This window comes from Streptomyces sp. NPDC021356 (genome assembly GCF_040641015.1).
In the GTDB taxonomy this organism is placed as follows: domain Bacteria; phylum Actinomycetota; class Actinomycetes; order Streptomycetales; family Streptomycetaceae; genus Streptomyces.
This window is the reverse complement of the sequence record NZ_JBFACU010000014.1, coordinates 59,328-77,369: the sequence shown is the minus strand read 5'-3', so window position 1 is coordinate 77,369 and position 18,042 is coordinate 59,328. Positions and strand designations below refer to the sequence as shown.

At 71.8% G+C, this 18,042-nt stretch carries 16 protein-coding genes; 11 read left to right on the top strand and 5 right to left on the bottom strand.

Annotated elements, in window-relative coordinates:
* Window positions 1–25: 25 nt before the first annotated feature.
* From AB0G56_RS20400 to AB0G56_RS20390, 3 genes are all read left to right on the top strand, one after another.
* On the top strand, window positions 26–1,486 hold the full coding sequence (locus tag AB0G56_RS20400) for an aldehyde dehydrogenase family protein (protein ID WP_360971073.1): 1,461 nt from the start codon (window positions 26–28) through the stop codon (window positions 1,484–1,486).
* 62 nt (window positions 1,487–1,548) lie between these two features.
* Complete coding sequence (locus tag AB0G56_RS20395; RefSeq protein WP_360971070.1) at window positions 1,549–2,190, top strand: PadR family transcriptional regulator; 642 nt, start codon at window positions 1,549–1,551, stop codon at window positions 2,188–2,190.
* A 72-nt stretch (window positions 2,191–2,262) separates the two neighbouring features.
* Window positions 2,263–3,102, top strand: coding sequence for an ABC transporter permease (locus tag AB0G56_RS20390; protein WP_360971067.1), 840 nt, complete (start codon window positions 2,263–2,265; stop codon window positions 3,100–3,102).
* A gap of 21 nt (window positions 3,103–3,123) precedes the next feature.
* Here the strand turns inward: AB0G56_RS20390 and AB0G56_RS20385 are convergent, their stop codons facing one another.
* Complete coding sequence (locus tag AB0G56_RS20385) at window positions 3,124–4,416, bottom strand: ion channel protein (RefSeq protein WP_360971064.1); 1,293 nt, start codon at window positions 4,414–4,416, stop codon at window positions 3,124–3,126.
* A 130-nt stretch (window positions 4,417–4,546) separates the two neighbouring features.
* Here AB0G56_RS20385 and AB0G56_RS20380 point away from each other — a divergent pair, with 130 nt between their 5' ends.
* Window positions 4,547–5,308 (top strand): MerR family transcriptional regulator, encoded by a 762-nt coding sequence (locus tag AB0G56_RS20380; protein WP_360971061.1) that lies wholly within the window; start codon window positions 4,547–4,549, stop codon window positions 5,306–5,308.
* Window positions 5,309–5,398: 90 nt separating this feature from the next.
* On the opposite strand, the gene AB0G56_RS20375 is transcribed toward AB0G56_RS20380, so the two are convergent.
* Window positions 5,399–5,764: a YbjQ family protein gene (locus AB0G56_RS20375; protein ID WP_360971058.1), complete on the bottom strand. Its 366-nt coding sequence runs from the start codon at window positions 5,762–5,764 to the stop codon at window positions 5,399–5,401.
* Window positions 5,765–5,913: 149 nt separating this feature from the next.
* On the opposite strand from AB0G56_RS20375, the gene AB0G56_RS20370 reads away from it, so the two are divergent.
* Window positions 5,914–6,966, top strand: a complete 1,053-nt coding sequence (locus AB0G56_RS20370) for a VTT domain-containing protein (RefSeq protein WP_360971055.1) — start codon at window positions 5,914–5,916, stop codon at window positions 6,964–6,966.
* A gap of 22 nt (window positions 6,967–6,988) precedes the next feature.
* On the opposite strand, the gene AB0G56_RS20365 is transcribed toward AB0G56_RS20370, so the two are convergent.
* Both AB0G56_RS20365 and AB0G56_RS20360 read right to left on the bottom strand, forming a co-directional pair.
* Window positions 6,989–8,773 (bottom strand): threonine/serine exporter family protein, encoded by a 1,785-nt coding sequence (locus AB0G56_RS20365; RefSeq protein ID WP_360971052.1) that lies wholly within the window; start codon window positions 8,771–8,773, stop codon window positions 6,989–6,991.
* A 121-nt stretch (window positions 8,774–8,894) separates the two neighbouring features.
* Window positions 8,895–9,386 carry an inorganic diphosphatase gene (locus AB0G56_RS20360; protein ID WP_360971414.1) on the bottom strand — a complete coding sequence of 164 codons (492 nt, stop codon included), beginning with the start codon at window positions 9,384–9,386 and terminating at the stop codon, window positions 8,895–8,897.
* Between the two features lie 85 nt (window positions 9,387–9,471).
* On the opposite strand from AB0G56_RS20360, the gene dacB reads away from it, so the two are divergent.
* The 6 genes from dacB to folE all read left to right on the top strand — a co-directional run bounded on the left by dacB (window position 9,472) and on the right by folE (window position 17,412).
* The gene (gene dacB, locus AB0G56_RS20355; RefSeq protein WP_360971049.1) at window positions 9,472–11,178 is read left to right on the top strand and encodes a D-alanyl-D-alanine carboxypeptidase/D-alanyl-D-alanine-endopeptidase; all 1,707 of its coding nucleotides are present in this window, start codon (window positions 9,472–9,474) and stop codon (window positions 11,176–11,178) included.
* A gap of 58 nt (window positions 11,179–11,236) precedes the next feature.
* Window positions 11,237–12,370 carry a zinc-dependent metalloprotease gene (locus AB0G56_RS20350; RefSeq protein WP_360971047.1) on the top strand — a complete coding sequence of 378 codons (1,134 nt, stop codon included), beginning with the start codon at window positions 11,237–11,239 and terminating at the stop codon, window positions 12,368–12,370.
* 194 nt (window positions 12,371–12,564) lie between these two features.
* Window positions 12,565–13,782, top strand: a complete 1,218-nt coding sequence (tilS, locus tag AB0G56_RS20345; protein WP_360971044.1) for a tRNA lysidine(34) synthetase TilS — start codon at window positions 12,565–12,567, stop codon at window positions 13,780–13,782.
* A 119-nt stretch (window positions 13,783–13,901) separates the two neighbouring features.
* Window positions 13,902–14,462 (top strand): hypoxanthine phosphoribosyltransferase, encoded by a 561-nt coding sequence (gene hpt, locus AB0G56_RS20340; protein WP_360971411.1) that lies wholly within the window; start codon window positions 13,902–13,904, stop codon window positions 14,460–14,462.
* Between the two features lie 197 nt (window positions 14,463–14,659).
* Window positions 14,660–16,699 (top strand): ATP-dependent zinc metalloprotease FtsH, encoded by a 2,040-nt coding sequence (gene ftsH, locus AB0G56_RS20335; protein ID WP_360971041.1) that lies wholly within the window; start codon window positions 14,660–14,662, stop codon window positions 16,697–16,699.
* Window positions 16,700–16,806: 107 nt separating this feature from the next.
* Window positions 16,807–17,412: a GTP cyclohydrolase I FolE gene (gene folE / locus AB0G56_RS20330; protein WP_360971038.1), complete on the top strand. Its 606-nt coding sequence runs from the start codon at window positions 16,807–16,809 to the stop codon at window positions 17,410–17,412.
* Between the two features lie 53 nt (window positions 17,413–17,465).
* Here the strand turns inward: folE and AB0G56_RS20325 are convergent, their stop codons facing one another.
* Window positions 17,466–17,954 (bottom strand): DUF3180 domain-containing protein, encoded by a 489-nt coding sequence (locus tag AB0G56_RS20325; protein ID WP_360971035.1) that lies wholly within the window; start codon window positions 17,952–17,954, stop codon window positions 17,466–17,468.
* Window positions 17,955–18,042: the final 88 nt, after the last annotated feature.

The following is an 18,042-nucleotide window of genomic DNA, read 5'->3' as shown; positions in this document are numbered from 1 at the left end:
GAGAGCCTGGGATTCGAGGGATCACATGTCGTCCTACTTCACCGACCTGGCCCGGCAGTACATCGACGGCGAGTGGCGCCAGGGCACCGGCTCCTGGGACATCATCGACTTCAACCCGTACGACGACGAGAAGCTGGCCTCGATCACCATAGCCACGGCCGACGAGGTGGACGAGGCGTACCGTGCGGCGGCCCGCGCCCAGAAGCAGTGGGCCGCCACCAACCCCTACACGCGCCGCGCGGTCTTCGAGAAGGCGCTGCGGCTGGTCGAGGAGCGCGAGCAGGAGATCACCGAGGTGATCATCGCCGAGCTGGGCGGTACGCACCTCAAGGCCGCCTTCGAACTGCACCTCGTCAAGGAGTTCCTGCGCGAGTCGGTCCACCTGGCGCTGGCTCCGGAGGGCAGGATCCTGCCCTCGCCGTCCGACGGCAAGGAGAACCGCGTCTACCGGGTCCCGGTCGGCGTCGTCGGCGTGATCAGCCCCTTCAACTTCCCCTTCCTGCTGTCGGTCAAGTCGGTCGCCCCGGCGCTCGCGCTCGGCAACGGCGTGGTGCTCAAGCCGCACCAGAACACGCCGGTCGCCGGCGGCACGCTGGTCGCGAAGATCTTCGAGGACGCGGGGCTGCCCGGCGGCCTGCTCAACGTCGTCGTCACGGACATCGCCGAGATCGGCGACGCCTTCATCGAGCACCCGGTCCCGAAGCTGATCTCCTTCACCGGCTCCGACAAGGTCGGCCGGCACGTGGCCACCGTCTGCGCCGCGAACTTCAAGCGCTCGGTCCTCGAACTGGGCGGCAACAGCGCGATCGTGGTCCTGGACGACGCCGACCTCGACTACGCGGTCGACGCGGCCGTCTTCAGCCGCTACGTCCACCAGGGCCAGGTCTGCATGGCCGCGAACCGGGTCCTCGTGGACCGCTCGATCGCCGGCGCGTTCACCGAGAAGTTCGTCGCCAAGGTGAAGTCGCTGAAGGTCGGCGACCCGCGCGACCCGCGGACCGTCATCGGCCCGGTGATCAACTCCGCGCAGGCGAACGCCGTGTCCGGTGTCGTGGAGCAGGCGATCGCCGAGGGAGCCACCGCGCTGGTGCACGGCTCCACCACCGACAACCTGGTCGCCCCCTCCGTCCTGACGGACGTACCGGCCGGCTCGGCACTGCTCCAGCAGGAGGTCTTCGGCCCGGTCGCCTTCCTCATCCCCTTCGACGGCGAGGAGGAGGCGGTCCGGATCGTCAACGACACCCCCTACGGCCTCAGCGGCGCCGTCCACACGGGCGACATCGAGCGGGGTGTGGCCTTCGCCAAGCGGATCGACACCGGCATGTTCCACGTGAACGACGGCACCGTGCACGACGAGCCGCTGGTGCCGTTCGGCGGCGAGAAGCACTCGGGCATCGGCCGCCTCAACGGCGAGACGACGGTGGACGCCTTCACCACGGTGAAGTGGATCTCGGTGCAGCACGGCCGCAGCGGTTTCCCGTTCTGACCCGCGCCCCGCCCGGCGGCCCTCGCGCGGGCGGCCGGGGCCCCGGCAATAACCTGGACCGCATGTCAGCGATCCGTCTCCTGGTGCTGGGCGCTGTCCGCCAGCACGGGCGGGCCCACGGCTACCAGGTGCGCAACGACCTGGAGTACTGGGGCGCCCACGAGTGGTCCAACGCCAAGCCGGGCTCGGTCTACCACGCCCTGAAGCAGATGGCGAAGCAGGGAATGCTGCACGCGCACGAGATCGCGCCGTCCACGGCGGGCGGCCCGCCGCGCGTCGAGTACGAGATCACCGACAAGGGCACCGAGGAGTACTTCTCCCTGCTGCGCGCCTCGCTCACCTCCTACGACCAGCGTCCCGACGTGCTGACCGCCGCCCTCGGCTTCATGGTGAACCTGGAGCGGGCGGAGGCGCTGGCCCTTCTGGAGGAGCGGGTGCGCAGCATCGGGGAGTGGCGCAGGTCGGTCACCGAGTACTACACGCCCGAGGACGGCCCCGGCCGGCTGGGCCACATCGGCGAGATCATGAACTTCTGGGTGCACTTGGCCGACACCGGCGCCGAGTGGACGCGGGGACTGATCGACCGCGTCCGGGGCGGGGCGTACACCTTCGCCGGCGAGGGCGAGCCGTTCTCCGGCGTACTGGCCGAGAACCAGGAGAACCCGTACGCCACGGGACGGCCGCATCCCGGGGACACCCGCTAATCAAGTTTGACCAGATGAGCGGACGGAGTTACTTTCGATCGGTAGTCAAGTTTGGCTAGTGAGGAGCGGTCTGTGCGGTCTGTGACCGAGGCGGCGATCACCGTCGAAGGGGTGCGCAAGAAGTACGGCGGCAAGGGGGGTGCGTACGCGCTGGACGGACTCGACCTGCGGGTCGCCCGGGGGACGGTGCACGGGGTGCTGGGGCAGAACGGCGCCGGCAAGACCACCCTGGTCCGCATCCTGTCCACCCTGCTGCGGCCCGACGCGGGCCGGATCGAGGTGGTCGGCGGCGGCCGGGGCGTGCGCGGCGACTACGTCGACTACCTGGTCCCCGGCATGCTCGCGCTCACCATGGCCTTCGGTCTGGAAGGCACGACGGTCGCCCTCACCCAGGACCTGAACAAGGGCGTCATCGACCGGTTCCGCTCGATGCCGATGGCCGACGGCGCGGTGCTGGTGGGCCGCTCGGCCGCCGACATGCTCCAGTCGGCGCTGGTCCTCGCCGTCCTGCTCGGCGTCGGGTTCGCGCTCGGCTGGCGCGCCCACGGCGGCCCCGGCGGCCTCCTGGGCGCCCTGGGACTCCTGCTGCTGTTCCGCTTCGCCATGCTGTGGATCGGCATCCACCTGGCGCTGGTGGCGGGCAGGCCCGAACTGGTCCAGGCCGTGCAGATCCTGGTCTGGCCGGTCGGCTTCCTGTCCAACGCCTTCGCCGTCCCCGGCTCCATGCCCGGCTGGCTGGGCACGATCGTCCAGTGGAACCCGATGTCCCACACGGCGACGGCCGTACGGGACCTGCTGGGCGGGCCGGGCGGTGAGTCCGGGCACGTGACGGCGGCCGTCCTGTGGCCGCTCGCGCTGCTCGCGGTGTTCTTCCCGCTGGCGCTGCGCAGGTTCAGGCGCCTGAGCCGTTGAGGCCCGGTGGCGGGGCGGTGGTCAGCGCACCGCCGTTCCGTCCGCCCGCAGCTGCATCTGCGGCCTGCCGGTCACCAGCAGCCACGCCGGCAGCGAGGCGAGGCACAACAGGGACAGGACGGCCGGCGAGGACACGAGGACCGCGGCCGTGAACAGGCTCACCCAGCCCTGCCGGGTGATGGCCAGCAGGGTGCCCAGGACGGCCGCCGCCACGCCGAGCGCGGGCGGTACCGCGGGCACCAGGGCGTGGGCGGCCAGCCCGAGCGCGGCACCGATGAAGACGGACGGGAAGATCCGGCCGCCGCGGAAGCCGCAGGAAGCGGCCACGAGCAGGGCGGCCAGCTTGACCACGGCGAGCGCGGCGAACTGCCCCGCAGTCCGGTCCTCGGGGTGCCGGGCCAGCTCCGCGACCTCCGCGAGCCCCTTGAACAGTGTGAGATGACCGCCCAGCGCCCCCAGCAGGCCCAGCACCAGCCCGCCGGCCGGGAGGGCGATCATCGGATGGCCGAGCCGGCCGAAGACCCGGTGGACGTAGGGGAAGGCGTACACGGCGGCGAGGCCGAGCAGCGCGCCCGCCGAGGAGATCACGAGGGCGGCGAGCACATCGCCCCAGTGCGGGCGGCCGAACGGCGGCAGCCCGAGGTCGAAGGTGGGGCGGGCGACCAGGGTCGTGGTCATGGCACCGGCCGCGCCCGCGGCCAGCGGCGCGAAGAGGTTGTCCCACAGCGCCCCCTTCATCGGCCGCCCGGCCAGCGCCTCGGAGACGACCAGCGCGGCGGCCACCGCCGTCCCGAACAGGGCCCCGACGGTCGCCGCCTCGGCCAGCGCGGGCCACAGCGCGCCCGGCAGCCGGGGCAGCAGCCTGCGGCCGAGCCAGAACGCCAGGGCCACGTTGACCGCGATGATCGGGTTCTCGGGGCCGAGGCTCGGCCCGCCGGCCAGCATCAGCATGGTCGCCAGCAGCAGCCCCGGCAGCACGACCGGCGCCATCGGAGCGGCCGACAGGCCCAGGGTGGCCGGGTCGGGACCCGCGTGGCCCGGCGCCTTCCACACCACGAGCCCCACCAGCACACCCGTCGCGGTCAGCACCACCAGCATCCACACCACGGAGTACCGGCCGACGCCCAGCGCGTCCGGCAGGTCCCCCCACAGCGCCCCCTGCAACCGCTCCGCCGCCCCGCTCACCACCAGGAAGAGCAGGCTGGAGCCGACGCCGGTGACGAGGGCGGGCAGGATCAGGGGCAGCAGCGCGCGGGCCGGCGGCGCCGGCCCGGCCGGTGCGGCGGCTGCCTGCCGCTCGGTGTCCTGGGCCACCGGCACACGATAAGCGGACGGGTCCGGCAGACCGGGAGGAACGCGCACGACACGGGCGGAGCGGAAACGTCCTTGCACCTCACGCGACGTGAGGAGGGACCGTGGAGCGCGTACCGAGGAGGGAGCGGAAGTGAGCCACACCGTGGGCCAGGTCGCCGGTTTCGCCGGAGTGACGGTGCGCACCCTGCACCACTACGACGACATCGGCCTGCTCGTCCCGGGCGAGCGCAACCACGCGGGGCACCGGCGCTACAGCGACGCCGACCTCGACCGGTTGCAGCAGATCCTGTTCTACCGGGAGCTCGGCTTCCCGCTCGACGAGGTCGCGGCGCTGCTGGACGACCCGGACGCGGACCCGCGCGCGCACCTGCGCCGCCGGCACGAACTGCTGACCGCCCGGATCGACAAGCTGCGGAAGATGGCCGCGGCCGTGGAGCAGGCCATGGAGGCACGCAGGATGGGAATCAACCTCACGCCCGAGGAACGGTTCGAGGTGTTCGGGGACAAGGACCCCGAGCAGTACGCGGAGGAGGCCGAGCAGCGCTGGGGCGGCACCGAGGCCTACACCGAGTCGCAGCGCCGCGCCGCCCGCTACGGCAAAGCGGACTGGAAGCGCATCCAGGCCGAGGTCGACGCCTGGGGCGAGCGGTACGCCGCCCTGGTGGCCGCCGGGGAGCCCCCGACAGGCGAGGCGGCCATGGACCTGGCCGAGGAACACCGCCGCCACATCGGCAGGTGGTTGTTCGAGTGCCCGTACGAGATGCACCGCAACCTGGGGGAGATGTACGTCGCAGACGAGCGCTTCAAGGCCTTCTACGACTCCGTGCGGCCGGGCACGGCCGAGCACCTCAGGGAGGCGATCCTCGCGAACGCCGCCCGTCACGAGGGGTGAGGTAAGGGGCGTCCGCCCGGGGAGGACACCCCTTACGTCTGTGTCTCTTTACGTCCGTGTCTCTGCGCGTGTCCCTGTGCGCCGCCGCGGCTACTCCCGGATCACGACCACCGCCGTCCCGTACGCGCACACCTCCGTGCCCACGTCGGCCGCCTCGGTCACGTCGAAGCGGAAGGCCAGCACCGCGTTGGCGCCCCGCGCGCGTGCCTGCTCCACGAGCCGCTCCATCGCCTGGTTGCGGGTCTGCACCAGCGTCTTGGTCAGACCCCTCAGCTCCCCGCCGATCATCGACTTCAGCCCGGCGCCGATCTGGCTGCCCAGGTGCCGGGACCGGACGGTGAGTCCGAACACCTCGCCGATGACCTGTTCGACCCGGTGGCCCGGTACGTCGTTCGTGGTGACGACCAGCACGTCCGGCTGGGGACCCTGACCGCCGCCGTATTCCTCGATGCCCATGGGGGACAGCCTGGCCCGAGGAGACGCACAGCGCATCCCTTGGAACCCGGTGGAACCTGAGCCGTACACCATCCGTTGATACTTTGTGCGGCAGTACACGGAGGCCGACCCGCCGCCGACCGTCCTCACCCCCTCAGGAGCCCGGAACCGTGACGACGCTTGCCCTCGGCCCGAGCTGGCTGGATCCGAATCACCTGTTGGACACCTTCGGCATCTGGGGCCTGCTCCTCGTCGTCTTCGCCGAGTCGGGCCTGCTGATCGGCTTCTTCCTGCCGGGTGACTCGCTCCTGTTCACCTGCGGTCTGCTGATCACCTCGCACCAGTTGGACTTCCCCCTGTGGGCGGCGATCGCCCTGATCTGCCTCGCGGCGGTCCTCGGCGACCAGGCGGGCTACATGTTCGGCAAGAAGGTCGGCCCGTCCCTCTTCAACCGCCCCGACTCCCGCCTGTTCAAACAGGAGAACGTCGCCAAGGCGCACGAGTTCTTCGAGAAGTACGGCCCGAAGTCCCTGGTCCTGGCCCGCTTCGTGCCCGTCGTGCGGACGTTCACGCCGATCATCGCGGGCGTCAGCGGCATGCGGTACCGCTCGTTCGCCACCTTCAACATCATCGGCGGCGTGCTGTGGGGCGCGGGCGTGACCCTGCTCGGCTCCTGGCTGGGCAAGATCGACTTCGTCAAGAACAACATCGAGGCGATCCTCATCCTGATCGTCCTCGTCTCGGTCGTCCCGATCGCCATCGAGTTCCTGCGCGCCCGCGCCAAGGCGAAGAACGGGCCCGCGCCCGCCGCGGCCGAGCCGGAGCACGCCGCCCAGGCCCCGTACCAGCAGCAGTTCGCGCAGCAGCCCCAGCCGTACGCGCAGCAGTACCAGCAGCCCGTCAGGGACGACGAGACCACCCAACTGCGCCGCATCGAGCCGCAGCACCAGCAGCCGCACCAGCAGCCGCACCAGTCCCAGCAGCCGCAGCCGCAGCCGCAGCCGCAGCCGCCGTACGGCTACGACCAGGGCCAGTACCACGGCGGCCAGTACCCGCAGCCGCCCCAGCAGCAGGAGCACCAGCCCCAGCAGCACCAGCCCCAGGGCCACCCCCAGCAGCAGCCTCCGCAGCAGCCGTACGGCGGCCCGCAGGAGGGCTACGACCAGCAGCACCCGCAGCAGTACCCCTACGACCAGGGCCAGGGCTACTACCGGGCGCCGTGAGGCAGCGCGGGCAGTGGCCGGCTCAGAAGCCCCTGGTCCGCTTCGCCGCCCGGCGGCCCGCCGCGCTCCCGGCTCCCGGCACCCGCAGGAACAGCCGGGAGATCTCGGAGCCGAGGTTCACCCCGATGGCGATGGCCATGGCGAGCGACACCGCCTTGGCCAGCGACACGAGCCCCTTGTCGACGTGGCTCTGGGCGATCGACAGCAGACCGAAGTACGTCGCGGAACCCGGCAGCAGCGGCCCGATCGCGGCCGTCGTGTACGGCAGCGCGGAGGCGAACCGGTACCGGGAGAGCAACTGCCCGAACAGCCCCACCAGCCCCGCCGCCACCGCGGTGGAGGCCACCGGCGAGATACGGCCGACGTCGTGCATCGCGCCGTACACCACCCAGGCGACCCCGCCGTTGAGCGTCACCCACAGCACGGTGGACCGCTCCTGCTGGAGCAGCACGGCGAAGGTCAGCGACAGCAGCATCGAGGCGACGACCTGGAGCACCGGCCGCTGGCTGACCACCAGCGCCGCGTCCGGATTGAGCTGGGCGCCCAGCTTCACGCCGAAGTACAGGACCAGCAGCACGCCCGTGACGATGCCGACGAAGAAGTACATGACCTCCAGCAGACGCGCGGAGGCCGTGATGTAGAAGCCGGTCAGGCCGTCCTGCACCCCCGCCACCAGCGCACGCCCCGGCAGCAGCGCGAACAGGCCACCGGTGATGACCGCGGACGCCTTCACGTCGACGTTCGCCACGGTGAGCGCGACGCCGATCGCGGCCGGTGGCGTCGCGGCGACCATGAACTGGTAGAACTCCGGCAGCCCGCGCCCGGCGCACAGCCAGGCCAGCCGGTCGCCGAGCATCGCGCCGATCGCGGCCACCACGAAGACGAGCAGACCGCCGCCGACGAGCACGGAGGCCGCGCCCGCCAGCAGTCCGGCCGCGCCGGTCAGGGCCCAGCCGGGGTAGGGGTGCCGGTTGCGGCGGATCTCCGCCAGCCGCCGGTAGGCCTCCTCCAGGGAGACGTGGGTCTCCGGGTCGCTGAGGTCGTCGACGAGCTGGAAGACGGCCGCGAGCCGGGTGTAGTCGGTGCCGCGCCGGCGCACCACACGGGAGGCCGACACCGGGTCGTCCACCAGGGACGGCTGGTAGGAGATCGACAGCAGGGTGAAGGTGACGTTCGGCTCGCAGCGGTCCAGGCCGTAGGAGCGGCAGACCGCGAACATCGCCGTCTCCACGTCCTCGGCGCCCTCACCGCCGGCGAGCAGCAGCTCGCCGATACGCAGGGTCAGGTCGAGGACGCGCGGGACGGCCGGACCGCCCTCCTCCGCTTTCTGCGCGAACTCCAGCGCCGGGCGCTCGGTCACCGACATGCGCAGCATGGTGCGCATCCGGTCCTGCCAGGGGGCGTCCTTGGTCAGGCTGACCGCCGGGGTGCCGCGCGGCGGGGTGAAGGCGTAGGGCGCCTCCCGGGCGTTGAAGGTGCTCGGCGGAGTGAAAGCCGAACCCTCGGGCTCCGCGGTCGCCGCGTCGGGCACGTCCAGGCCGTCCGGCAGGGCGAACTCCGAGGTCGTCTCGGACTCGGTCCCGGTCCTGGCCACCGCCAGCCCCTGCGGGACGGCGAACTCGGACGTCGTCGACGACTCGCTGTCGACCCCAGGAGCCGGCGTCACAGGGATCACCTGGGTCACGGAGACCACGGGAATCACCTGCGTCGCCTGCGTCACCTCCGCGTCCGCGGGCGGCGTGGCGCGGGACGTGTAGTCACTCCGCGCCTCGTCCGACTGCGGTTTGCGGTCCTCCGCGTCCGTCACTGGGCAACGCTCCCTGAACGACACCTTCCGTAAGCCTCAGTATGCGCGGGTACCCCCGCCCGCATGCCAAAGGCCGCGTCACACCCGATCGAGTGCGACGCGGCCCGTGGACGTGCTGCGGTCAGTGGCCGCCGTGCTCCTCGAAGCGCTTGCGGGAACGCTCGATCTCCGTCTCCGCGTCGGCCCGGCCCACCCAGTTGGCGCCCTCGACCGACTTGCCCGGCTCCAGGTCCTTGTAGACCTCGAAGAAGTGCTGGATCTCCAGGCGGTCGAACTCCGACACGTGGTGGATGTCACGCAGGTGCTCCACCCGCGGGTCGGACGCCGGCACGCACAGCAGCTTGTCGTCGCCGCCGGCCTCGTCCGTCATCCGGAACATGCCGATCGCGCGGCACTTGATGAGACAGCCGGGGAAGGTCGGCTCGTCCAGGATGACCAGCGCGTCCAGCGGGTCGCCGTCCTCGCCGAGGGTGTCCTCGACGAAGCCGTAGTCGGCCGGGTAGCTGGTCGAAGTGAAGAGTCGACGGTCCAGGCGGATACGACCGGTCTCGTGGTCCACCTCGTACTTGTTCCGCGAACCCTTCGGGATCTCGATCGTGACGTCGAACTCCACCGGTGGCTCCTCCATGATCAGCACATAGTTCTGGTGATTAAGTGTCCCTCACGCAGGTGTGTGATCGCGAAAGGGGCTGGTGGTCATGCCGGAGCTGAGGGGCTGGCAGGCCGCGGGAGGGCGGCTGGCACGCCTGGCACGGTCCACGCGGCCGCGGCTGGCACGACTCGCACGGTCCGTACGGCCGCGTCCGGCACCGGCCGCGCGGTCCGCACGGCCGTGGATCGCACGGCTCACGCAGGCCACCGGGCACCGGCCGGGGCAGCCGAGGACGTGGCAGTACACCGCGGGTGCCGCCACCGCCGGACTGGCGCTGGCCGCCGGTGTGGTGACTGCCGCCGGTCCCTGGGACTCCACCGGTCAGCGTACGGCCGAGCGGGATCGGGCCGCCGCCCTGGAGCACGCGGGTGGCGCAGATCACGGCCAGGGTTCCGATATGTCCGGTGGTGGGGCGGCGTCCGCCGCCCGGCCCGCGCCCAGCGCCGCCCCCGTGCTGGTCGGCCTCGACGGCACCGGCGGCGCCGTGGAACCGGCCGGCGACCGGACGGCCCTCGCCGCCGTCCTCGACCCCCTCCTGAAGAACCCGGCACTCGGCGCCCGCCACTCCGCCGTGGTCGTCGACGTCGCCACCGGCCGGCAGCTGTACGGGCAGGGCGGCGGCGACGGCCTCACCCCCGCCTCCACCACCAAGATCGCCACTGCCGTCGCCGCCCTGTCCGCGCTCGGCCCCGACCACCGCTTCACCACCCGCGCCGCCCTGGAACCCGACACCGGGGAACTCGTCCTGGTCGGCGGCGGCGACCCCACCCTCACCGCCCGCCCCGACGCCCACGGCGCGGCCAGTCTGCGCACCCTCGCCGACGCCACGGCCAAAGCCCTGGCCAAGCGCGGCACGCACCAGGTCACGCTGTCCTACGACGCCACCCTGTACGCCGGTTCCGACCTGCACCCCATCGGCGTGAACGAGAACCTGGCCAGGGTCGCCGCGCTGATGGCCGACGAGGCCCGCACCGACGACTCGACCGGCGGACCGGCGCAGCGCGCCGCCGACCCGGCCGCCGACGCCGCCCGCGCCTTCGCCCGCTTCCTGAACGACCGCGGCATCCGGACCACCGCCCCCGGCCCCTCCAAGGCGACCGGCCGCTCCCGGACCCTCGCGACCGTGTCCTCGCCGCCCCTGTCGGACGTCGTCGAACGCATGCTCACCAACAGCGACAACGACATCGCCGAGGCCCTGGCCCGGCAGACCGCCCTGGCCTCGGGCGAACGCCCCGACTTCGCCGGCGGCGCCCGGGCGATCACGGCCCGGCTCAAGCGGCTCGGCCTGCCCCTGACCGGCACCGCCTTCCACGACGGCAGCGGCCTGGACCGCACCGACCGGCTCACCGCGAACCTGCTGACCGCCCTGCTGCGCACGGCCGCCGGCCCCGCCCATCCCGGACTGCGCCCGGTCCTCACCGGCCTGCCGGTCGCCGGCTTCACCGGCACCCTCGCCGACCGCTACACCTCCGACGCCTCCGGCGGCGCCGCGGGGCTCGTCCGGGCCAAGACCGGCACCCTGACCGGCGTGAACACGCTCGCGGGCACCACCGTCGACCACGACGGCCGCCTGCTCGCCTTCGCCTTCCTGGCCGAGGGCACGACCGACCCGCAGGCCGCCCAGTCCACCCTGGACCACACGGCGACGGCCCTGGCCGCCTGCGGATGCGACGAGGAGGCACCCGGTACGGGCCCGGTGCCGGGGACGGACGGTACGGGGTCGGTGGGGCGCGGCGGCGGGACCCGACGCTGATTTCAGGCACCGCGCCACCGCCCTGCCCCGAGCGGCGGCGCTCACGTACCGTTGACACATGACGAGCATCGGTGGTGCCGCAAGTCCCGGGATGGTCGACTGGAATCTCGCGGTGGCGACCGCGACCCGGCTGGTCCGGCCGGGCCCCGAGGTGAGCCGCGAGGACGCCCGCGCCGTCGTCGCCGAACTGCGCCGGCACGCCAAGGTCTCCGAGGAGCACGTGCGGGCGTTCACCCGCCTGGGCGCGGAGGACACCCACGACACACCCGTGCTGGTCGTCGACCGCCCGGGCTGGGTCCGGGCGAACGTCGCCGGATTCCGGGAGCTGCTCAAGCCCCTGCTGGACAAGATGCAGGAGCGGCGCGGCAGCAGCCCCGGCAACGCGGTGCTCGGCGCCGTCGGCGGCAAGGTCACCGGCGTGGAACTGGGCATGCTGCTGTCGTTCCTCGCCTCCCGCGTCCTCGGCCAGTACGAGACCTTCGCCCCAGCCACCCGCGACCTGCCCGCCGGGGCGAACGGCGGCGGGCGGCTGCTGCTCGTCGCCCCGAACATCGTCCACGTCGAACGCGAACTCGACGTACAGCCCCACGACTTCCGCCTCTGGGTGTGCCTGCACGAGGAGACCCACCGCACGCAGTTCACCGCCGTGCCCTGGCTGCGCGACCACCTGGAGGGCGAGATCCAGTCTTTCCTCTCGGAGACCGACGTCGACCCGATGGCCTTCCTGGAGCGCATCCGGGAGGCCGCGCAGTCCCTCGTCGGCGGGCGGCCCGAGGGCGAGGAGGACGACGGCGGGCGCTCCCTCGTCGAACTCGTACAGACCCCCGCCCAGCGGGAGATCCTCGGCCGGCTCACCGCCGTGATGTCCCTCCTGGAGGGCCACGCCGACTACGTGATGGACGGCGTGGGCCCCGCGGTCGTGCCGACCGTGGCGGAGATCCGCGAGAAGTTCCAGCAGCGCCGCGCCAAGGGCGCCTCCCGGCTGGACTCGGCCCTGCGCAAGCTGCTCGGCCTGGACGCCAAGCTGCGCCAGTACCGGGACGGTGAGCGCTTCGTGCGCGCCGTCGTCGACCAGGTCGGCATGGACGGCTTCAACCGCGTGTGGACCTCCCCGAACACCCTCCCCACCAAGGCGGAGATCGCCAAACCGGCGGACTGGGTCGCGCGGGTGCACCGCAGGGCCGAGTCGTGAACCGGGCGCGGACGGGGTGAACCGAATCCGGCCGACGGCAGGCGAACGCCCCTCCAATCACCCGTCCGAGGGACCGTGAGTGAGGGATAGGCGTGCAATGCTCGGGGAACGGCCCGTTTCTGTCACCATCGACCCACTCTGAGTGACCGATCTCGGGCTCACCCCCCCGAAAACTTCCGTGAAGGGAACCGGACATGGGTCCCCATCCTGCGGTCGCGGCGATACGCCTGGCGGTACGCCGCGTCCTGAACGACATCCTCGACGAGCAGACCCCGGCCCCGCCCCCCGCCGGGCCGCTCCGCCCCGAACTCCAGACCGCGCACGCCGCGCAGACGGCGTACGCCGCCCAGGAGCGGCCCACCGCGCCCGGCCCGCGGCCCGCCCGGATGACCGGGCACCCCCCGCTGGGCGTGCCGACCCCCAGCCGCGCCCCCTCCCGCGGCCTGCGCGCCGCCCAGCGGTCCCCGCACGACGACCGGCCCGGCCACGGGCGCCCCGAGGCGCCGCTCGTCCTCGTGGCCTGCTCCGGGGGCGCCGATTCCATGGCACTCGCCTCCGCCCTCGCCTTCGAGGCGCCCAAGCTCGGCATCCGCGCCGGCGGCATCACCGTCGACCACGGCCTGCAGCCCGGCTCCGGCCTGCGCGCCGACGAGGTCGCCCAGCGGCTGCGCGACCTCGGCCTGGACCCGGTCGACGCCGTCGCCGTCACCGTGGGCCGCGACGGCGGCCCCGAGGCCGCCGCCCGCGACGCGCGCTACGCCGCCCTGGACGCCGCCGCCGACCGCCACGGCGCCCACGCGATCCTGCTCGGCCACACCCGCGACGACCAGGCGGAGACGGTCCTGCTCGGCCTCGCGCGCGGCTCCGGCATCCGCTCCCTGTCCGGCATGGCCGCGGTCTCGGGGGCCGGCGGCCGCTACCGGCGCCCGTTCCTGCACATCGACCGGCAGACCGCCCGCAAGGCCTGCATGGTCCAGTCGCTGTCCGTCTGGGACGACCCGCACAACGCCGACCCCGCCTACACCCGCTCCCGGCTGCGCCACGAGGGCCTGCCCGCCCTGGAGAAGGCCCTGGGCAAGGGCGTCGTCGAGGCTCTCGCCCGCACCGCCCAGCTCTCCCGCGACGACGCCGACGCCCTCGACGCCTGGGCCGGCCAGGCCGAGGCCACCGCCCGCGACGACGCCGGCTGCCTGGAGTGCGCCAAACTGCACGACCTGCCCCCCGCGGTCCGCCGCCGCGTCCTGCGCCGTGCCGCCATCGACGCGGGGTCCCCGGCCGGTTCCCTGTTCGCCCGCCACATCGAGGAGATCGACCGGCTGATCACCGGATGGCGTGGTCAGGGGGCCATCAACCTCCCGGGCAAAGTCGTCGCCCGGCGCCAGGGTGGCAGACTGGTGATTCGGCAAGGCTGAAACCTTCCCCCACGGGGAGGCGCCGGTCTCCCCGCCGGGGAGGCCCCCGGCGGCCGGACTCCCCGCCGGGAGGCCGGAACAGCCGCGAGCCGTCAATGCGGGACGACCGACCGAAAGTGATGCGGGTGGACGCGAAAGACATGGGTGCCGACCTCCAGCAGGTACTCATCACCAAGGAAGAGATCGACGCGAAGCTGGCCGAGCTGGCCGCGAAGATCGACGCGGAGTACGCGGGCAAGGACCTGCTGATCGTCGGAGTCCTCAAGGGCGCGGTCATGGTCATGGCCGACCTGGCGCGGGCGCTGTCCACCCCGCTCACCATGGACTGGATGGCCGTGTCCTCCTACGGCGCGGGCACCCAGTCCTCCGGTGTCGTGCGGATCCTCAAGGACCTGGACACCGACATCAAGGGCAAGCACGTCCTGATCGTCGAGGACATCATCGACTCGGGCCTGACCCTGTCCTGGCTGCTGTCCAACCTGGGTTCACGCGAGCCGGCCTCCCTCAAGGTCTGCACGCTGCTGCGCAAGCCCGACGCCGCGAAGGTCGCCATCGACGTGGAGTGGGTCGGCTTCGACATCCCCAACGAGTTCGTCGTCGGCTACGGCCTGGACTACGCCGAGAAGTACCGCAACCTGCCGTTCGTCGGTACGCTCGCCCCCCACGTCTACGGCGGCTGACCACGGCGGGCTGACCCGGAAGGGCGCAGTCCGTACGGTGATCGGGAACCCCGGCGGCACCGCAGCCGTTGGAGCATGCAGACAGGAACGCCAGCTCTCCCGTGCGGCTTCGAGCCACAATGCTGGGGTACCGTCAGAAGAACTGTCTTATCAAACTCACTATGGCAGGAGGGACGGGGCGACACCGCTCCGTATGGATGGACGTGAAGCGATACTTCCGTGGGCCGGTCATGTGGATCGTGCTGGCCGTCCTTGCCGTGGTCGTGTTGATGCAGGTCGTCGGCTCGTCCGGCGGCTACAAGACGGTGGACACAGGCCAGGTCGTAGCAGCGATCAATGACAACCGGGTCCAGCAGGCCAAGCTGACCACCGGGGACGATCAGAGCATCAAGGTCGAACTCAAGGACGGCCAGAAGGTCTCCGGCAGCTCGAAGATCCAGGCCAGCTACATCGGCGACCAGGGCGCCGCCCTCGCCAACACGCTGCAGGACAAGTACCAGCACAAGCAGATCCCGGACGGCTACACGGTCTCGCCGTCCAAGCAGAACCCCTTCCTCGGCGTCCTGCTCACCCTGCTGCCCTTCGTCCTCATCGTGGTCGTCTTCCTGTTCCTGATGAACCAGATGCAGGGCGGCGGCTCCCGGGTGATGAACTTCGGGAAGTCCAAGGCCAAGCTCATCACCAAGGACACCCCGAAGACGACGTTCTCGGACGTCGCGGGCGCGGACGAGGCCGTCGAGGAACTCCACGAGATCAAGGAGTTCCTCCAGGAGCCGGCCAAGTTCCAGGCCGTCGGGGCGAAGATCCCCAAGGGCGTGCTGCTCTACGGCCCGCCCGGCACCGGCAAGACCCTGCTCGCGCGAGCCGTCGCGGGCGAGGCCGGCGTCCCGTTCTACTCGATCTCCGGTTCCGACTTCGTCGAGATGTTCGTCGGTGTCGGTGCCTCCCGTGTCCGTGACCTGTTCGAGCAGGCCAAGGCGAACGCCCCGGCGATCGTCTTCGTCGACGAGATCGACGCGGTCGGCCGCCACCGCGGCGCCGGCCTCGGCGGCGGTCACGACGAGCGCGAGCAGACGCTGAACCAGCTGCTCGTCGAGATGGACGGCTTCGACGTGAAGGGCGGCGTGATCCTCATCGCCGCCACCAACCGGCCCGACATCCTCGACCCGGCCCTCCTGCGCCCCGGCCGCTTCGACCGGCAGATCGCAGTCGACCGCCCGGACATGCAGGGCCGCCTGGAGATCCTCAAGGTCCACCAGAAGGGCAAGCCGGTCGCGAAGGACGTCGACCTGGCCGCGGTCGCCCGCCGCACCCCCGGCTTCACCGGCGCCGATCTCTCCAACGTGCTGAACGAGGCCGCGCTGCTCACGGCCCGCAGCGACCAGAAGCTGATCGACAACAAGATGCTGGACGAGGCGATCGACCGTGTGGTCGCGGGCCCGCAGAAGCGGACCCGGATCATGTCGGACAAGGAGAAGAAGATCACCGCGTACCACGAGGGCGGTCACGCCCTGGTCGCGGCGGCCTCGCCGAACTCCGACCCGGTCCACAAGATCACGATCCTCTCCCGCGGCCGGGCCCTCGGTTACACGATGGTCCTCCCGGACGAGGACAAGTACTCGACCACGCGCAACGAGATGCTGGACCAGCTGGCCTACATGCTCGGCGGTCGCGCGGCCGAGGAGCTGGTCTTCCACGACCCGACCACCGGCGCGGCGAACGACATCGAGAAGGCCACCTCCACGGCCCGCGCGATGGTCACGCAGTACGGCATGACCGAGCGTCTCGGCGCGATCAAGTTCGGCGGCGACAACACCGAGCCGTTCCTCGGCCGTGAGATGGCTCACCAGCGCGACTACTCGGAAGAGGTCGCCGCGCTGGTGGACGAGGAAGTCAAGAAGCTCATCGAGAACGCGCACAACGAAGCCTGGGAGATCCTGGTCGAGAACCGCGACGTCCTCGACAACCTGGTCCTGGCCCTGCTGGAGAAGGAGACGCTGGGCAAGGAGGAGATCGCCGAGGTCTTCGCCCCCATCGTCAAGCGCCCGCCCCGGCCCGCCTGGACCGGTTCCTCCCGCCGCACCCCGTCCACCCGCCCGCCGGTGCTCTCCCCCAAGGAGCTGGCCCTCACCAACGGGGCGAACGGCGCGACGGCGGCGATCAGCACCGTGAAGTCCACGGCCACGGAGCCCGCCCCGGCGACGGAGCAGACTCCGGAGGACCGCCCGGAGAGCTGACCGGAGCCCACCGGCCCCGGAATGTATGCCGCGCCCCCCAGGTTCTAGCCTGGGGGGCGCGGCATTTCGCATGCCCGCAGCTGAGACAGACAGGAACGAGGCTTCACATGACCGACCCCGTGACGCTGGACGTCGAGGGCGCCATCGGCGAGTTCGACGAGAAGCGCGCCGAGAACGCCGTACGCGAACTCCTCATCGCGGTCGGCGAGGACCCGGACCGCGAAGGCCTGCGCGACACCCCGGCGCGAGTGGCGCGGGCGTACAAGGAGATATTCGCGGGGCTGTGGCAGAAGCCGGAGGACGTCCTGACAACGACGTTCGACCTGGGCCACGACGAGATGGTGCTGGTGAAGGACATCGAGGTCTTCTCGACCTGCGAGCACCACCTCGTGCCGTTCCGGGGGGTCGCCCACGTCGGGTACATCCCGGCCGGCAGCGGGAAGATCACGGGGCTGTCGAAGCTGGCCCGTCTCGTGGACGTCTACGCCCGCCGTCCGCAGGTGCAGGAACGTCTCACCACGCAGATCGCCGACTCGCTGATGGAGATCCTGGAGCCCCGGGGCGTCATCGTCGTCATCGAGTGCGAGCACATGTGCATGTCGATGCGGGGCATCCGCAAGCCCGGCGCGAAGACCATCACCTCGGCGGTGCGCGGCCAGCTGCGGGACGCGGCGACGCGCAACGAGGCGATGAGCCTCATCATGGCGCGCTGAGCGGCGGCGCCGCGGCTCTGCGGACGGTTTGAGGGTGCCCGGGTGCCGGTGGCTCAGGCCGCCGGCTCCGCGCCGCCGTGGTTCTCGTCGTCGTCCTCGGGGAGTTTGCAGACCCGTTCCAGGAACAGGGCCGCCGCTATCACCGCGAGGCCCGCCAGGACCGAGGAGCCGGCGTAGATGGCCTGATCGCGGCGGGTGGGCAGGTCGAGGAGTTCCAGCAGGAAGACGCCGGCGCCGCCGTACATGCCGGCGACCAGGGCGGCGACCAGGGCGCTGGCCTGGCCGAAGACGACCGCGCGGGCGGCCATCAGCGGGTCGACGCCCTTGGCGCCGGGGCGGCGCTCGCGCTGGGCCCTCAGGCGGGCGCGCAGCGAGAGCGCCGTGGACAGCAGGACCACGGCGATCAGGGCGAGGACGATGGGGGCGGCCAGGGGGACGCTGGGCAGGGTCCCCACCGCGTTCCACAGGCGGGCGCCCGCCCAGGACAGCACTCCGGCGATGACGAACACGCCTGCCAGCACCCTGATGCGCAGCTCTTTCACGGTGTCCCTTCAGCTCCCCCGGACCGTGGTCGGGCGTCCCGGCGGCTCGTCCCGGCCCGGCCGCGGTTCGGCCGTGCCGTCCCTGGGC

What these genes read in the sequence shown, in the direction of transcription:
- ftsH (WP_360971041.1), top strand. Translation starts at nt 14,660, where the DNA reads ATGGACGTGAAGCGATACTTCCGTGGGCCGGTCATGTGGATCGTGCTG.
- AB0G56_RS20350 (WP_360971047.1), top strand. Translation starts at nt 11,237, where the DNA reads ATGACGAGCATCGGTGGTGCCGCAAGTCCCGGGATGGTCGACTGGAAT.
- AB0G56_RS20395 (WP_360971070.1), top strand. Translation starts at nt 1,549, where the DNA reads ATGTCAGCGATCCGTCTCCTGGTGCTGGGCGCTGTCCGCCAGCACGGG.
- tilS (WP_360971044.1), top strand. Translation starts at nt 12,565, where the DNA reads ATGGGTCCCCATCCTGCGGTCGCGGCGATACGCCTGGCGGTACGCCGC.
- AB0G56_RS20400 (WP_360971073.1), top strand. Translation starts at nt 26, where the DNA reads ATGTCGTCCTACTTCACCGACCTGGCCCGGCAGTACATCGACGGCGAG.
- dacB (WP_360971049.1), top strand. Translation starts at nt 9,472, where the DNA reads ATGCCGGAGCTGAGGGGCTGGCAGGCCGCGGGAGGGCGGCTGGCACGC.
- hpt (WP_360971411.1), top strand. Translation starts at nt 13,902, where the DNA reads ATGCGGGTGGACGCGAAAGACATGGGTGCCGACCTCCAGCAGGTACTC.
- folE (WP_360971038.1), top strand. Translation starts at nt 16,807, where the DNA reads ATGACCGACCCCGTGACGCTGGACGTCGAGGGCGCCATCGGCGAGTTC.
- AB0G56_RS20375 (WP_360971058.1), bottom strand. Translation starts at nt 5,764, where the DNA reads ATGGGCATCGAGGAATACGGCGGCGGTCAGGGTCCCCAGCCGGACGTG.